This is a genomic window from Roseovarius carneus (assembly GCF_020141465.1).
Classification (GTDB): Bacteria; Pseudomonadota; Alphaproteobacteria; order Rhodobacterales; family Rhodobacteraceae; genus Roseovarius; species Roseovarius carneus.
In genome coordinates this window covers 417,852-432,035 of sequence record NZ_JAHSPD010000001.1, presented here as the reverse complement: position 1 = coordinate 432,035, position 14,184 = coordinate 417,852, and the positions used below count along the sequence as shown (strand labels likewise).

Here is a 14,184-nt window from a genome sequence, read left to right as displayed (position 1 = left end):
CGTTGCTGCTGAAAACGCCCGTAAAGGCGGCGGAGGATCAGGCCGCGCCGGTGATGCGGTTCACATGGCCCATCTTGCGGCCCTCTTTCACGTCGACCTTGCCATAAAGATGCAGCGCGCAATCGCCTGACTTGGCCAGATCCGGCACCCGGTCCATATCGCGGCCAATGAGGTTCTCCATCACCACATTCGCGTGCCGTTTGCCATCGCCCAGCGGCCATCCGGCCACGGCGCGGATATGCTGCTCAAACTGATCCACGGTGCAGCCATTTTGCGTCCAGTGCCCGGAGTTATGTACGCGCGGGGCAATCTCGTTCACTACAAGCCCCTCTGCGGTCACGAAAAGCTCCACACCCATCACGCCCACATAGTTAAGCTTGTTGAGGATTTGTGCAGCCAGCAAAACGGCGTCGCTTCGCTGCGCGGGGCTGAGCTTTGCGGGCACGGTCGTGGTGCGCAAAATGCCGCCCTCATGGACGTTCTGACCGGGATCAAAGGCTGCAACATCGCCGCCCAAACCGCGCGCGGCGATCACCGACACTTCATGGGTGAAATCGACGAAACCTTCATAAAGCGCAGGCGCGCCGTTCATCGCGGCCAACGCCGCCTCGGCCTCATTTGGGTCTGAGATGCGCGCCTGCCCCTTGCCGTCATAGCCAAAGCGGCGGGTTTTGAGGATCGCGGGGATGCCGATCTCGGCCATGGCCTGTGTGAGGTCCACACCATCATCCACGGCGGCAAAAGGAGCGGTTTTCAGGCCCAGATCGTTCAGAAACGCCTTCTCAACCAGACGGTCCTGACACACGCGTAGCGCTGTGCGGTCCGGGCGGACGGGCCTGAGCGGCTCTAAGATATCGAGCGCGGCGGTGGGAATATTCTCAAACTCATAGGTGATCACATCGACGGCGGCGGCAAAGGTCCGTAGGGCGTCTTCATCATCATAGCCCGCCTGAATATGGCGATGCGCCACATGGCTTGCGGGGCAGTCTGCACCCGGCTCAAACACGCAGGTCTTAAAGCCCAGCCGCGCGGCGGCCAGGGCCAGCATCCGGCCCAGCTGCCCGCCGCCAAGAATTCCGATGGTCGCCCCTTGGGGCAGCATGTCAGTCATTGCTTGGCTCCTCGGGGATGGAGGCCGAAAGGGCCGCGCGCCACACATCAAGCCGCTCTGCGAGGTCTGCATCCCCGTTGGCGAGGATCGCCGCTGCCATGAGCCCTGCATTGGCCGCACCCGCCGCGCCGATCGCCATCGTCGCCACGGGGTAGCCGCGTGGCATCTGCACGATGGAATAGAGGCTATCGACACCTGAAAGGGCCTTGGTCTGCACCGGTACGCCGATCACGGGGATGCGGGTCTTGGAGGCCATCATGCCGGGCAGATGGGCGGCCCCGCCTGCGCCAGCGATGATAACCTTGAGGCCGCGCCCGGCGGCCTTGGTGCCGTAATCCCAGAGCCTGTCCGGTGTGCGGTGGGCCGAGACGATGCGCGTCTCATAGGCTACGCCGAGCGCGTCCAGAATATCCGCCGCTTCCTTCATTGTGGGCCAGTCCGACTGGCTTCCCATGATGATCCCGATTTGCACGTTTGGCATCGCGCGCCCCTTATGCTCAATAGCTACCTGTAAAAGAGCGCACACCCTAGCATGCCGCGCGTGAAGCGCTAGGGCTGAGCGGGCTTGCGCGTGATAATTTTGTGCTGCTTGAAAAGGCCGCGCGCAAGGGGCAGGGTGCGGCATGGCAAAAACATCTTATTACACAGCCGCCAACCGCGCGGCATGGGACGCCTCTGCGGCGGCGTTTGAGGCGAAGGACACATGGGCCGAGATGATGCGTGCTGTGGCGCGTCCGGGCTTTTCCGAGCTGGACGAGACCATGATCGCGACGCTGGATGCGCTTGATCTCAAAGATGCGCGCGCCGTGCAGGTTGGGTGCAATAACGGGCGGGAGCTTTTGTCGCTGCCCGCGCTTGGGATCACGCCTGCGCTGGGGATTGATCAATCCGAGGCGTTTCTGGAGCAGGCGCGCGGCCTTGCCAAAGCGGCAGGTTCGGACTGCGATTTTCTGCGCGCCGATATCTACGATCTGCCTGAGGGGCTCGGGCCGTTTGATCTGGGGCTGATCACCATCGGCGTACTGAACTGGATGCCCGACCTTGCGGGCATGCTGCGCGCGGTCTCAAACCTTCTGGCGCCCGGCGCGCCCTTGGTGATCTATGAAACGCATCCGTTTCTTGAGATGTTTGAGCCTGAGGCCGCCGACCCTTTCGCGCTGGACCGGTCCTATTTTGACCGTGCGCCTATGACGTGGTCCGAGACGATCACCTATGACGGCTCGCCGGGCGAGGCCTCTCCCGAGATGTTCTGGTTCACGCACACGCTGGGCGAGGTGGTCACGGGCTGTGTGGCGGCGGGGCTGGCGATAGAGCGGCTGACCGAGCATCCCCATTCCAACCGCGAGGTGGAGTATGACATGTATGAAGGGCGCGCGGCGCAGATGCCGCTGTGCTACACGCTTGTGGCGCGCAAGGTCTGAGCGTGCTCAGGCGATAATATCGGGCGTCAGACGGTCTTCAATATAGGCGATACGATCCTTCAGACGCAGCTTTTGCTGCTTCAGCCGTTTGATGGTCAGCGGGTCGCGCGCGCCTTTTTCCTGAAGCGCCGTGATAGCCTCGTCCAGATCGCGGTGCTGGCGGCGGAACTCTTCAAGCTCCACACGCAACACGTCGTCAGATTTCATCGACAGATCGGTGAAGGCGTTCATCTTGCGTGATTCTCCAGTCAGGCAGAGCAACCAAGATAAGCGCTCCGCCGGTTTTGGCAAAGCCCTTGCGAAGCGGCGCTCGCGGCCCCATATTTTCCGTATGAGCCTGCGCCGCCATAACGGGACGCAGGCCTCGCAGGCCAGTCGCTTGAGTAAGGACGTGTCGATGACAAAGCTGAGTTTGGGGGCGCACCCCTATATGCTGGGGTTTGAACAGCTGGAACGGTTGCTGGAACGCAGCGCAAAATCCGGCAACGAAGGCTATCCCCCCTTCAATATTGAACAGACTTCGGACCATTCCTACCGAATCACGCTGGCTGTGGCGGGCTTTGCCGAGGAGGATCTGGCGGTGACGCTGGAGGACCGGCAATTGGTAATCCGCGGGCGGCAGCGCGATGACAGCGACGGGCGCATTTTTTTGCACCGAGGGATCGCGGCGCGGCAGTTTCAACGCTCGTTCGTTTTGGCGGACGGGGTCGAAGTGGGCATGGCCGTTATGGAAAACGGGCTCTTGCATGTCGATCTGACGCGTGCGCAGCCCGATGTCGTGGTGCAGACGATCAAGATCAACAAAACGGGCAAATAAGGAGAGATTGGTATGAACACGAAATATGATTTCGCCGAAGAGAGCGGCGCACCTATCGCCTATATCCGCTCGGTTGCGGTGGTGGATTTGCCCGAAGAGCTGCGCAGTCAGGCGACGGGCCTCAAGACGCTTTATGCGGTGCACAGCGCCGAAGGTGAGCGGCTGGCGCTGGTGCGTGACCGCAAGCTGGCCTTTGTGCTTGCGCGTCAAAACGACATGATGCCGGTGACGGTACACTGATGCAATGACCTCGCGCGCGGGCTGGCCCTGCGCGCGGATTGAGGGCCATCCCGCAGCGTTCAAAGACCCCGCTCGGCATTGCGCATTAGGCGGTTTGGCCGTATCACGCAGGGGCTGCAATCCGTCATAAAGGCGCGCGATTTGTCCCAATCTCCCCGTATTGCCATCCTGCCCTACGAGGCCAAGCTGGGCCTGCTGCCTGGCGCATTCCCTTTGGACAAGCTTGTCTGGCCGTTGGGCACGCCAGAGGGGATCGTGGGCAAGGCCTTGCGCGATCTGGGACCTGAGGATCATCTGCTCGTCTATCCGCGCAAGTCGCATTACTGGCGCTTTGGCTTTGGCACGCGGGCAAAAGTGTCGATCATGGTCCTTGAGCCGCGCGTCATTCATGGCGGGCATATGGACCTTTTGCAAAGGGCGTATGGACGGTTTCACAAGGTTTTGGCCAGTGACGAGGCGCTTTTGGGTGCGATCCCCAATGGCGTGTTCTTCCCGGCGGGCGGGTGTTGGGTGCCAGGCTGGCGTGATCTGGAACGCACCAAATGCCGCAATCTTTCGCTGATCGCGTCCGAGAAACGCTCGCAGGAGGGGCACAGGCTGCGCCATAGGATGGTGGATTGGGCGCGCGGTTCGGATGTGGACATGGACGCGCTGGGCCGGGGATATAACGCGCTTGCCGACAAGTCCGAGGCCTTGGCGCCCTATCGGTTTTCGGTTGTGATCGAGAATATCCAAGAGCGAAATTATTTCACCGAGAAGCTGGTGGATGCCATTTTGTGCCGCACGGTGCCAATCTATTGGGGCTGTCCGAATATTGCCGATTTCTTCGATACATCGGGCATGATTGTTTGCGAGGATGAGGCCAGCTTGCGCGCGGCGGTTCTGGCCGCTTCGGAAGATGGTTATGCAGCGCGGATCCCGGCGCTGGAGGCGCTTGTGCCAGTGGCGGCGGATTACGGGGATTTCTATACCCGTGCCGCGCGGGCGGTGATGGGGTGAGCCGCACGCCGCGCTTTGCGTGGCACACCTGCGCGCAGGTGCGCGGGGGCGATGCGACGGCTCTACGCGCGGCAATTGAGAGTGGGCGCAGCTTTTCCGCCGGGCCAGAAGGCGTGCGCCCCGCCGATCTGCCGGATGGCGTTTTCGAGGTTTTGAGTGGCGGCACTACCGGCGCGCCCAAGCGGATCTGGCGGCGCGCAGGCTCTTGGATGCTGAGCTTTGCTCTAAATGCTGCGCGCTTTGGTATCGGGCCAGGGACGCGGGTGTCGGTGCTGGGGGATATGCGCCATTCTCTGGGTCTTTACGCGGTGGTGGAGGGGGCGCATCTCGGCGCGCATGTGAGCTTTCTGGGCGGCAAGGGGCCTCGCGCGCAGGCGGCGGCGTTGATGGGTGAGGAGGTGCTATACGCCAGCCCGTCACAGCTGCGCCCGGTTCTTGCGGCGGGTGGTGCGCTTGGCCTGCGCCATGTGATTGTCGGGGGCGGTGCACTCGATGCAGCCCTACGAACCGCGCTCTTGCAGGGCTTTCCGGGGGCCGAGGTCACGGCGTTTTACGGCGCGTCCGAGACGAGCTTCATCACGATGAGTGATGCGGATACGCCCGAAGGGTCGGTCGGGCGGGCCTATGGTGCAGCGGCGCTTCGTGTGGATGATACGGGCGAGGTCTGGGTGCGTGGGCCGTATGTGGCCGAAAGCTATGCGGATGGCCCGTTGCGCCGCGAAAAAGACTGGGTGAGCGCGGGCGAGATTGGGCGGCTGGACGCGGATGGGTATCTCTCTCTTGAGGGGCGGCGCGACCGCGCGCTGCGCGTGGCGGAGCGTTGGGTGCATCCCGAAGCGGTTGAGGCGGTTTTGGCGGCCCAGCCGGGTGTCATTCACGCCGCGGTTTTGCCAGTTGCGGATGCAGCGCGGGGGCAGGCCTTGGTGGCCGTGATCGAGGGGAATGCGGAGCCGGAGGCGCTGCTTGCCGCCTGCCGGGGGGCGCTGGATGCAATGACGGTGCCGCGCCGCGTGTTCAGGCACCCGCAGATGCCTATCACGGCGGCGGGCAAGCCGGACCTCGCGGCCCTTACACTCTGGCTGGGGCGGCAATGAGCGCGGTTTTGCTGGCGGCCCGGCGCACCCCCGTGGTGCCGCGTGGCGGGGCGTTCGCAGCGTTTGAGATACACGCGTTGGCCGCCCCTGTAATTGTGGCGGCTCTGGCCGATGCGGGCCTCACGGGCGCGGATGTGGAGGAGGTTATCCTTGGCAATGCGCTGGGTGCGGGTGGCAATCCTGCGCGGCTTGTGGCGCTTGCGGCGGGTCTGCCCGAGCGGGTAGCTGGGCTCAGCATTGATCGGCAATGCGCGGGCGGGCTTGATGCGATCCGGATTGCGGCGGCGATGGTGGAGGCCGGGCAAGCGGAGGTGGTGCTTGCAGGCGGGGTGGAGAGCTATTCCCGCAGGCCTTTGCGCGCGCGCACCTTTGCCGACGGGCGCCCGCCGGAGCCTTATGAGCAGGCGGACTTCGCCCCCGATACCGCGCAGGACGTTGATATGGCCGAAGCGGCGGATGCTCTGAGCCGCGCTTGGGGGATTTCGCGCGCGGCGCAGGATGCTTGGGCCATACGCAGCCATGCGCGGGCCCTTGCGGTGGCCCCCTGCGCCGGGATCGTGCCGCTGGCCGGTGTCACGCAGGACACTTTTGCCCGGAATCTCAGCGCCGCGTTGGCGGTGCGCGCGGCGCAAGTGACAGGCGATATCACAGCGGCCAATACGGCCGTTGCGGCGGATGGTGCTGCGGTTTGCGTGGTGGTGTCAGAACGGGTGGCTGCGCGGGTGGCGGTGGGGTGTGGCCTGCGGATTGCCGGGACGGCGACGCTTGGGGCCGATCCAGCGCAGCCGGGGATCGCGCCGATTGGGGCTATCGCTAAGGCATTGCAAGCGGCGGGTGTAACGCCCGGCGCGCTGAGCGTGGCAGAGATCATGGAAGCTTACGCGGTGCAGGCCCTTGCCTGTATCGACGGCGCCAGGATTGACCCCGAGATCGTCAATCTGGGTGGCGGGGCCTTGGCACGCGGGCATCCTATCGGTGCGTCTGGCGCGGTGCTTGCGGTGCGGCTTTTCCACGAGATGCAGACGCGCGGCGGCACCGGACTTGCGGCCATCGCGGCGGCGGGTGGCCTCGGGTCTGCTTTGGTTTTGCGCGCCTAGAGCCGCGAGAGCACAGCGCGGGGCCGGGCGCGGGCCAGTGCTGCGGTGATCAGTCCAGCCAGCACCGCCTTAATTGCATCGCCCGGCAGGAAGGCCGTGATTAGGAGGGCGGCCTCACCCCAGCTTTTGCCCAGAACGATGGCCATGCCTGTCACGCCAAACGCGTAGAGCACGAGTATCCCGCCCACCGCCGCCGCCATGCCCGAGGCAAGGCCAAGTGGCACGGAGCGCCACCGCTCGGTGATCCAGCCCGCCGCAAAGGCCGCCAGCGGGAAGCCGATCAGGAAGCCCGCCGTGGGTGACACAAAAAGCCCAAGCCCGCCGCGCCCACCCGCCAAAAGCGGCAAGCCCATCGCCACCAGCAAAAGGAACAAAAGCACCGCCAGCGCGCCGCGCCGCGCACCCAGAATGGTGCCGCACAGCATGACACCGAGGCTTTGTGCCGTAATCGGCACACCAAAGGCGAGCGAGAATTTGGGGATCAGGCCAAGGGCTGCGATGAGGGCCGCAAAAAGCGCGATGAGGGCGAGGGAGCGTTCCATAGCGCGAGGCTTAACGCGCCTGCGTGCCGGGCGCCAGCCCTCCGCGTGCTTTCAGCGCGTCGGCCACATGTTCGGCATCATCAATGGCCAGAAGGGTGAAAGGCATGACAATGCGCCAGTTCACCCCTTTGCGCGAGCGGGCGCGCCACGCGCGGCTGAGATGCGTGCCTTTTTCGACCAGAACCGGGGTGAAACGGATCATCAGGGCAATGGCCAATTCCAGCGCGCGGGTGCTCAACCCGATGCGGCGCAGCGGTGTGGCGAGCCAGCGGATGACGGCGATCATATCGCTCAGTCGTGTTGTCATCGTCACAAGGTTCGCAAGGCCCACGGCGGTGAGCATTCTCAATGCGATGATGGCCCCCTCTTGCGGTGCCCCGGTGATCAGGTGCCACGCCGCGATGAGGCCTATGAACGGCCACAAGATCCAAAGCCGCCGTAACCCGGCCCGCAAAAACACCCATCCCGGTGCGGCATAAAGCGCAAGACAGGCCGCCAATGCGCCGATATGAAAGGCGAGAGATTGCGCCGCGAAAAGCACCATCGTCGCTGCGCAAAGAGCGGCCAGTTTCGCGCCTGCGGGCCAGCCATGGGCGCGGGTTTCAACCGGCGAGGTCAGAGATATCATCGCGCCCTCCCAAGTCCTGCATCTCGCGGGTGAAGGCGGCGAGAACCTTTGTGGCAGCACCGTCCGCGCGCAGCCGCCCCTCCGAAAGCCAGATCACCCGCTCATACCCTGCCAGCGTGGCGGGATCGTGCGAGATATGCACCAGCGTGGCGGGGGCCGCGTCCAGATAACGGGTCAGTTGCAGGCGCGTGGGGATATCGAGGCCCGAGAGAGGCTCATCCAGCACGATCAGGCGCGGGGCCATCGCGAGCACGGCCATCAGGCATAAAAGCTGCTTTTGCCCTTGGCTGAGCGTGGCCACGGAGGCCCCGGCCCAGTGGCTTTTGCCAAACGCTTCCAGCATATCGGTGGTGCGGGCGTGAGCCTCGTTCTTGGTCATGCCCATCTGGCGCAGGCCAAAGGTGATCTCCTCGTCCACGGTGGGAAAGATGATCTGATGATCGGGGTTCTGAAAGAGGATGCCCACAGTGCTCAATGCGCGGGCCCGGTCCCGCGCGACATTGACGCCAAACACGCTGAGCGCGCCCTCCTGCGGCTCCTCCAGCCCGGCGATGAGCCGCGCGAGGGTTGATTTGCCCGCACCATTGCGCCCCACAATGCCGATGCGCCGCTCATCGGCGCGCAGGGTGAGCGCGTCCAGAACCAAGCGCCCTTCAAGGCGCAGGCTTACGCCCACAAGGTCGAGCGCTGGGTCGGCGGCATTTGTCATGCGCGGAATGGCCTCCTTCGGGATCACCGGACCGGTGATACCTCAGGCGGCGGGCTTGAAACAAGCGCCAAGGCGCGGGTCGCCCCCTCGCCGTGTGATCCCTGCTTGCGGTGCGCGGTGCGCGGCGGCATGGTTCGGCGGGAGTATTACGGGGGAGAGAGCCGCATGGACCGCGCCGAGATCGTGCATGAGAATTTTCGCACCCGCGTGCCTGCCGGGGATTTGCCGCCTGGGCGCGCGCCCACGGATGCGCTGAGCGGCGCGGAGGCGATCACGCTTTTTCGCGCGCAATGTCTGAGCCGCGCGCTCGACCGGACCAGCCGGGCAATGCAAAAGGCGGGGCAGGGGTTTTATACGATCGGTTCATCCGGGCATGAGGGGATGGCGGCGGTGGCCCATGCGCTGCGCCCTGATGACATCGCGTTCCTGCATTACCGCGACGCGGCGTTTCAGATCGCCCGTGCGGGGCAGGTGCCGGATCAGGATATCACATGGGATATGTTGCTCAGCTTTGCCTGCTCCAGCGAGGACCCCATTTCCGGCGGGCGGCACAAGGTTCTGGGCTCAAAGGCTTTGATGATCCCGCCGCAAACCTCGACGATTGCCTCGCATCTGCCCAAAGCGGTGGGGGCGGCGTATGGCATCGGCCTTGCCCGCCGTCGCCCGCCAGAGCACCGGATACTGCCTGAAGACGGCATTGCCATGGCGAGTTTCGGCGATGCGTCGGCCAATCATTCCACCGCCCAAGGCGCGCTCAACGCGGCGGGCTGGGCCTCTGTGCAATCGGTGCCTTTGCCGCTTTTGTGGGTGTGTGAGGATAATGGCATTGGCATTTCCACGCAGACGCCCAAGGGCTGGATCGCGGCGTCGATGGCGCATCGGCCGGGGCTGAAGTATTTCCACGCCGACGGGCTTGATATTTATGACACGGCCCGTGTCGCGGCGGAGGCGGCGACCTATGCGCGACGCACGCGCAAGCCCGCTTTCTTGCACCTCACGATGGTGCGGCTTTACGGCCATGCCGGCGCGGATTTGCCGACGACCTACCTACCACTCAGCCGGGTGGAGGCGGATGAGGCGTCTGATCCTTTGCTCCACACGGTGCGATTGCTGGATGAGGCGGGCGCGCTGAGCCGCGCCGAGGCGCTGGAGATTTACGACGAGACCTGCGCCGAGACGGACCGTGTGGCGCAGAAGGCTGTTGAGCGGCCACGGCTGAAAACCGCCGCCGATGTAATGGCCAGTATCATTCCGCCCAAACGCGCCTGTGCGCCGACAAATGGTCCTGATGAGGCGACCCGCGCAGTGGCCTTTGGCAGTGATCTGCGCAGCATGGACACGCCCCAGCCGATGAGCCGCCTGATCAATTGGGCGCTCACGGATCTCATGCTGGAGCATGGCGAGATCACCGTGATGGGTGAGGATGTGGGCCGCAAGGGCGGTGTTTACGGCGTCACCAAAGGGTTGCACGGGCGGTTTGGGCCGGACCGGGTGATTGACACGCTCTTGGATGAGCAGAGCATTCTTGGCCTCGCCATTGGCCTTGCGCATAACGGGTTTTTGCCGATGCCGGAGATTCAGTTTCTGGCCTATCTGCACAATGCCGAGGACCAGATACGCGGGGAGGCGGCGACCTTGCCGTTCTTCTCCCAGGGGCAGTTTACCAATCCGATGGTGCTGCGCATCGCGGGGCTGGGCTATCAGAAGGGTTTTGGCGGGCATTTCCACAATGACAACTCGCTGGCCGTTCTGCGCGATATTCCGGGGATTATTATTGCCGTTCCGTCCTCGGGACCGGAGGCTGCCTGCATGTTGCGCGAATGCGTCCGGCTGGCGCGCGAGGAGCAGCGTGTTGTCGTGTTTGTGGAGCCAATTGCGCTTTATCCGATGCGCGATCTGCATGCGGGGGACGGGGCGTGGATGGGGACCTATCCGCCGCGTGGTGAGGTGATCGGGCTGGATCAGGTCGGCGTGCACGGTGACGGCACGGACCTCGCCATCGTCAGCTACGGCAACGGGCATTACCTGTCGCGGCAGGCGCAGGCGGAGCTGGCCCAGCAGGGCGTCAATGCGCGGGTCATCGACATGCGCTGGGTCGCACCGGTGCCGGAGGCGGCGTTGCTGCGGGCGACGCAAGAGTGCGATGCGGTGCTGGTGGTGGATGAGTGCCGCCGCACGGGCGGGCAGGCCGAGGGGCTTGTGACCCTCTTTGTGGAGGCGGGGCGCGCGCGGGTCAGCCGATTGGCGGCGGAGGACAGCTTCATCGCCACGGGGCCGGCCTATGCCGCCACGATGCCGTCGAAGGACAGCATCATTGCGGCGGCGCTCAAGGCCGTTTAGCTTGCCAGACCCGGCAGCCACAGCACGATGATGGGAAAGCTGACCAGCAGCGCGATGGTGATCCCGTCGGCGATGAAGAAGGGTGTCACACCCTTGAACACATCCTGCACCGAGATGTCATCGCGCACGCCCGCCACCACGAAACAATTGAGCCCGATAGGCGGGGTGATAAGGCAAAACTCGGCCATTTTCACCACCAATATCCCGAACCAGATGGCACACATCGGGCCGGACATGCCAAACGCGCTATCCGCCGCTGAGACATACTCACCGCCATTGAGGGCCATGACCGCCGGGTAGACCACGGGCAGCGTCAAGAGCAGCATCCCGATTGCGTCCATGAACATGCCGAGTACCGCATAGGCCAAAAGGATGCACACGAGGATCAGCATGGGCGACATGGTGAGCGACGTGATCCAGTCCGAGAACACGCCCGGCAGATCCGCAAAGCCCAGAAACCTCACATAGATCAGCACGCCCCAGATGATGGTGAAAATCATCACACTGAGCTTGGCTGTCTCCAGCAGGGCCGATCTCAACTCAGGCCAGCGCATCCCGCGATAAAGCGCCATGAGGAAGACAACGAACGCGCCGATTGCGCCGCCCTCGGTCGGGGTGCCCCATGCATCGCCGCCAAACGGGTTGTAGACGAAGCAGATGATGGTCACGACAACAAAGACGATGGGGAGCGCAGGCGGCAGGGATTCGAATCGTTGCCGCCATGTGAAGCCGCCCACAGGGGGGCCGAACCCTTTGATGGTCAGCGCCATACCGACAATGAGGATGGCGTAGACGCAGGCCGAGAAAACGCCGGGGATGAAGCCTGCGAGGAGGAGCTTGCCCACGTCCTGCTCCACGATGATGGCGTAGATCACGAGGATGGCCGAGGGCGGGATCAGCGAGGCGAGCGTACCGCCTGCGGCCACCACCCCTGCGGCAAAGCGTTTATCATACCCGATTTTAAGCATCTCTGGGATGGCGATGCGCGCAAACACTGCCGCAGTAGCCACCGATGCGCCCGAGACAGCCGCAAAACCGGCTGTGGCGAAGACGGTTGAGACCGCAAGCCCGCCGGGCACCCACGCGATCCAGCGTTTTGCAGCCTCGAAAAGGGCCACTGTGAGCCCTGCATAATAGGCGAGATAGCCGATCAGGATGAAGGTTGGGATCAGGCTGAGCGCCTGCGAGCTGACCTTGGAATGGGGCACTTGGCCCGCGGTCTTGATGGCCACGGTAAGGGCCCAGCCTAGCTCATCGCCCGCATAGCCTTTGCGCGCCCAGAAAATCCAGATGAGGCCGATCATCCCGGCCATTGCGGCGGCGAAGGCCACGCGCATCCCGAGGATGACCATGACGAGCATGCCGCCGGTGACGATGATGCCGATATCTGTGGGGTCTGTGGTCATTGGTTATGTGTCCCGGCCCATGAGTTGCTCGGCCTCAAGCCGCGCTTGGGTGGCGGCGTCGATCACCAAGGGCACGGCCACAGGGCTGTCGGTGCCGGAGATGAGTGCGCGCGCAAAGCCCCAGACCTGAAGACAAAGGCGCAGGCAGAGCACGCCGAACGCTACCGGAGCCAGCAGCTTGGCGGGCCAGAGCGGCAGGGCGATATCCATGGAGCTGTCACGGCTCCACATCGGTGCGCCGAAATCGAAGCTACGCTCGAAATGCGCCCACGTGCCCCAGACCAGCAGCAGCATCAGCGCCAGCACGAAGAAGGTGGTGATCAGCTCCACCGCCCAAAGGGCGCGGCCCTTGAGCGCGCCCACCACGATATCCATGCGGATATGGCCGCCGTCGCGCTGGGCATAGGCGATGCCCATGAACGCGATGAGCGGCATGGCCTGCTCGATCCAATCGACATAGCCGGGAAGGGGCTGGCCAAAGAAATTGCGCCCGCTGACCGAGGCGACAGCCAGCAACATGAGTGAGAACACGGCAAGACCGCTTACCAATGCGAGGACACGCTCCAGCCCATAAAGGCGGGTGTCGATGCGCGACAGGGTGCTGTCATCTGAGAGGACGGAGGCGCCACCGGCCATGATATATCCTTCATATTGCTGGGATAAGTCGGGTCAGCCCACCGCGCCCAATCTGGACGGCGAGACAGGGGTGAGACGCCCCGAGGCAAAGCCCCGGAGCGCCTCTCATGGCTTACATGCCCTTGAGGTCACCGATCTTGCCGGTGGCGAAGTCATAAAGCTCCTGCGCGGGCAGGCCGCGGGCGCTCATGTCCTCGATCCATGCGGCGGCGGCGGGGCCTGCAACGGCGTCTTCAAAGGCGGCGAGACCTTCGGCGGAGAAGCTCACACGCTCGATCCCGCGCTCGTCCAGCGCTGGGCCCCAAGCGGCCATGGTCACGTTGGTGTAATTGTCCACGTAGTGATCCAGCGCCTCGTCGATGGAGCCGAGCAGCGCCTCGCGGTGCGCATCGCTTAGATCATTGAGCGCGTCGGTGTTGGCCACAACGGGACAATTCACCGTGCCGGGGTTGAGGTTGGTCGTCCACCACTGGCCATTCTCGATTGTGCCGAAGGACATATGCGCATGAGGAGCAAAGGCCACGGCCTTGACCACGCCGCTATCCATCGACTGGCGCACTTCGGTGGCGGACATGGAGGTGGGCACGGCGCCCACAGCTTCCATCGCGGCACCAATGCCGCCGGTGGCACGCACGCTCAGCCCTGCGAAATCCTCAAGGGTTGCAGGCGCATCGCCGAGGCCCACGAGGTTGTATTGCGGCATGGGCGAAGGCATCAGAAGCGTGGCATTCCAGCGGCCAAGGTCCTCTTGCACGGCGGGAAGGGCGTAGAGCGCCATCGACAATTCACGTTCCTGCTCAAGCGTCTCAACACCGAGGAAGGGAAGCTCCAGCACGGTGATGGTGGGGTTCTTGTCGCGGTGATAGCCCGCACAGAACTGCGCCATCTCAAACGCGCCGATGGAAATCCCATCCAGGTTTTCGCGGTTTTTGCTGAGGCCACCATAGCTGAGGTTGAGGGTGAACTCACCGTTGGTTTTTGCATCGACCAGCTCGGCCAGCTTTTCCACATGCTCGGTGAACGCGCGGCGCTTGCCCCAGAGCGAGACATTCCACTCCGTGGCGAGGGCTTCGCCGGCGAAAGTCATGCTGATTGCGGCAGCAACCCCGAATTTGAGGTAATATTTCATGCGTTATCTCCCAGT

The 14,184-nt window shown here is 63.9% G+C and carries 16 protein-coding genes; 7 read left to right on the top strand and 9 right to left on the bottom strand.

Annotated features, from left to right (window positions below):
* Positions 1–37 precede the first annotated feature (37 nt).
* Positions 38–1,111, bottom strand: a complete 1,074-nt coding sequence (locus KUD11_RS02205; RefSeq protein WP_109387001.1) for a 5-(carboxyamino)imidazole ribonucleotide synthase — start codon at positions 1,109–1,111, stop codon at positions 38–40.
* A complete protein-coding gene (gene purE, locus KUD11_RS02200) occupies positions 1,104–1,592 on the bottom strand; it encodes a 5-(carboxyamino)imidazole ribonucleotide mutase (protein ID WP_109387003.1) in 489 nt (162 codons plus the stop codon). The genes KUD11_RS02205 and purE overlap by 8 nt, the downstream gene beginning before the upstream one ends.
* Positions 1,593–1,734: 142 nt before the next feature.
* On the opposite strand from purE, the gene KUD11_RS02195 reads away from it, so the two are divergent.
* On the top strand, positions 1,735–2,532 hold the full coding sequence (locus tag KUD11_RS02195; RefSeq protein ID WP_109387005.1) for a class I SAM-dependent methyltransferase: 798 nt from the start codon (positions 1,735–1,737) through the stop codon (positions 2,530–2,532).
* A gap of 6 nt (positions 2,533–2,538) precedes the next feature.
* Here KUD11_RS02195 and KUD11_RS02190 read toward each other — a convergent pair whose 3' ends face one another.
* The gene (locus KUD11_RS02190; protein WP_109387007.1) at positions 2,539–2,763 is read right to left on the bottom strand and encodes a YdcH family protein; all 225 of its coding nucleotides are present in this window, start codon (positions 2,761–2,763) and stop codon (positions 2,539–2,541) included.
* 166 nt (positions 2,764–2,929) lie between these two features.
* Between KUD11_RS02190 and KUD11_RS02185 the strand changes: the two genes are divergently transcribed.
* The 5 genes from KUD11_RS02185 to KUD11_RS02165 all read left to right on the top strand — a co-directional run bounded on the left by KUD11_RS02185 (position 2,930) and on the right by KUD11_RS02165 (position 6,779).
* The gene (locus tag KUD11_RS02185; RefSeq protein WP_109388342.1) at positions 2,930–3,349 is read left to right on the top strand and encodes an Hsp20 family protein; all 420 of its coding nucleotides are present in this window, start codon (positions 2,930–2,932) and stop codon (positions 3,347–3,349) included.
* A 12-nt stretch (positions 3,350–3,361) separates the two neighbouring features.
* On the top strand, positions 3,362–3,589 hold the full coding sequence (locus KUD11_RS02180) for a DUF1150 family protein (protein ID WP_109387009.1): 228 nt from the start codon (positions 3,362–3,364) through the stop codon (positions 3,587–3,589).
* A gap of 141 nt (positions 3,590–3,730) precedes the next feature.
* Positions 3,731–4,588: a glycosyltransferase family 10 domain-containing protein gene (locus tag KUD11_RS02175; RefSeq protein WP_109388344.1), complete on the top strand. Its 858-nt coding sequence runs from the start codon at positions 3,731–3,733 to the stop codon at positions 4,586–4,588.
* Positions 4,585–5,682: an ANL family adenylate-forming protein gene (locus KUD11_RS02170; RefSeq protein ID WP_109387011.1), complete on the top strand. Its 1,098-nt coding sequence runs from the start codon at positions 4,585–4,587 to the stop codon at positions 5,680–5,682. Before KUD11_RS02175 ends, KUD11_RS02170 begins: the two co-directional genes overlap by 4 nt.
* Entirely contained in the window at positions 5,679–6,779 is a 1,101-nt protein-coding gene (locus KUD11_RS02165) for a thiolase family protein (protein ID WP_109387013.1), read from the top strand. Before KUD11_RS02170 ends, KUD11_RS02165 begins: the two co-directional genes overlap by 4 nt.
* On the opposite strand, the gene KUD11_RS02160 is transcribed toward KUD11_RS02165, so the two are convergent.
* From KUD11_RS02160 to KUD11_RS02150, 3 genes are read right to left on the bottom strand one after another with little or no spacing between them, the layout of a single operon-like run.
* Entirely contained in the window at positions 6,776–7,321 is a 546-nt protein-coding gene (locus KUD11_RS02160) for a biotin transporter BioY (RefSeq protein ID WP_109387015.1), read from the bottom strand. The genes KUD11_RS02165 and KUD11_RS02160 overlap by 4 nt on opposite strands.
* Positions 7,322–7,331: 10 nt before the next feature.
* A complete protein-coding gene (locus KUD11_RS02155; RefSeq protein WP_109387017.1) occupies positions 7,332–7,949 on the bottom strand; it encodes an energy-coupling factor transporter transmembrane component T family protein in 618 nt (205 codons plus the stop codon).
* A complete protein-coding gene (locus KUD11_RS02150; RefSeq protein ID WP_109388346.1) occupies positions 7,924–8,658 on the bottom strand; it encodes an energy-coupling factor ABC transporter ATP-binding protein in 735 nt (244 codons plus the stop codon). The genes KUD11_RS02155 and KUD11_RS02150 overlap by 26 nt, the downstream gene beginning before the upstream one ends.
* 165 nt (positions 8,659–8,823) lie before the next feature.
* Here KUD11_RS02150 and KUD11_RS02145 point away from each other — a divergent pair, with 165 nt between their 5' ends.
* Positions 8,824–10,998: a thiamine pyrophosphate-dependent enzyme gene (locus tag KUD11_RS02145; RefSeq protein WP_109387019.1), complete on the top strand. Its 2,175-nt coding sequence runs from the start codon at positions 8,824–8,826 to the stop codon at positions 10,996–10,998.
* Here KUD11_RS02145 and KUD11_RS02140 read toward each other — a convergent pair.
* The 3 genes from KUD11_RS02140 to KUD11_RS02130 all read right to left on the bottom strand — a co-directional run bounded on the left by KUD11_RS02140 (position 10,995) and on the right by KUD11_RS02130 (position 14,169).
* Positions 10,995–12,404 (bottom strand): TRAP transporter large permease, encoded by a 1,410-nt coding sequence (locus tag KUD11_RS02140; protein ID WP_109387021.1) that lies wholly within the window; start codon positions 12,402–12,404, stop codon positions 10,995–10,997. The genes KUD11_RS02145 and KUD11_RS02140 overlap by 4 nt on opposite strands.
* 3 nt (positions 12,405–12,407) lie before the next feature.
* Positions 12,408–13,040: a TRAP transporter small permease subunit gene (locus KUD11_RS02135; RefSeq protein WP_109387023.1), complete on the bottom strand. Its 633-nt coding sequence runs from the start codon at positions 13,038–13,040 to the stop codon at positions 12,408–12,410.
* Positions 13,041–13,152: 112 nt separating this feature from the next.
* Positions 13,153–14,169, bottom strand: a complete 1,017-nt coding sequence (locus KUD11_RS02130) for a type 2 periplasmic-binding domain-containing protein (protein WP_109387025.1) — start codon at positions 14,167–14,169, stop codon at positions 13,153–13,155.
* Between the last annotated feature and the right edge of the window lie 15 nt (positions 14,170–14,184).

What these genes read in the sequence shown, in the direction of transcription:
- KUD11_RS02190 (WP_109387007.1), bottom strand. Translation starts at nt 2,763, where the DNA reads ATGAACGCCTTCACCGATCTGTCGATGAAATCTGACGACGTGTTGCGT.
- KUD11_RS02130 (WP_109387025.1), bottom strand. Translation starts at nt 14,169, where the DNA reads ATGAAATATTACCTCAAATTCGGGGTTGCTGCCGCAATCAGCATGACT.
- KUD11_RS02155 (WP_109387017.1), bottom strand. Translation starts at nt 7,949, where the DNA reads ATGATATCTCTGACCTCGCCGGTTGAAACCCGCGCCCATGGCTGGCCC.
- KUD11_RS02195 (WP_109387005.1), top strand. Translation starts at nt 1,735, where the DNA reads ATGGCAAAAACATCTTATTACACAGCCGCCAACCGCGCGGCATGGGAC.
- KUD11_RS02160 (WP_109387015.1), bottom strand. Translation starts at nt 7,321, where the DNA reads ATGGAACGCTCCCTCGCCCTCATCGCGCTTTTTGCGGCCCTCATCGCA.
- KUD11_RS02145 (WP_109387019.1), top strand. Translation starts at nt 8,824, where the DNA reads ATGGACCGCGCCGAGATCGTGCATGAGAATTTTCGCACCCGCGTGCCT.
- KUD11_RS02140 (WP_109387021.1), bottom strand. Translation starts at nt 12,404, where the DNA reads ATGACCACAGACCCCACAGATATCGGCATCATCGTCACCGGCGGCATG.
- KUD11_RS02135 (WP_109387023.1), bottom strand. Translation starts at nt 13,040, where the DNA reads ATGGCCGGTGGCGCCTCCGTCCTCTCAGATGACAGCACCCTGTCGCGC.
- KUD11_RS02180 (WP_109387009.1), top strand. Translation starts at nt 3,362, where the DNA reads ATGAACACGAAATATGATTTCGCCGAAGAGAGCGGCGCACCTATCGCC.
- KUD11_RS02165 (WP_109387013.1), top strand. Translation starts at nt 5,679, where the DNA reads ATGAGCGCGGTTTTGCTGGCGGCCCGGCGCACCCCCGTGGTGCCGCGT.
- purE (WP_109387003.1), bottom strand. Translation starts at nt 1,592, where the DNA reads ATGCCAAACGTGCAAATCGGGATCATCATGGGAAGCCAGTCGGACTGG.
- KUD11_RS02205 (WP_109387001.1), bottom strand. Translation starts at nt 1,111, where the DNA reads ATGACTGACATGCTGCCCCAAGGGGCGACCATCGGAATTCTTGGCGGC.
- KUD11_RS02150 (WP_109388346.1), bottom strand. Translation starts at nt 8,658, where the DNA reads ATGACAAATGCCGCCGACCCAGCGCTCGACCTTGTGGGCGTAAGCCTG.
- KUD11_RS02185 (WP_109388342.1), top strand. Translation starts at nt 2,930, where the DNA reads ATGACAAAGCTGAGTTTGGGGGCGCACCCCTATATGCTGGGGTTTGAA.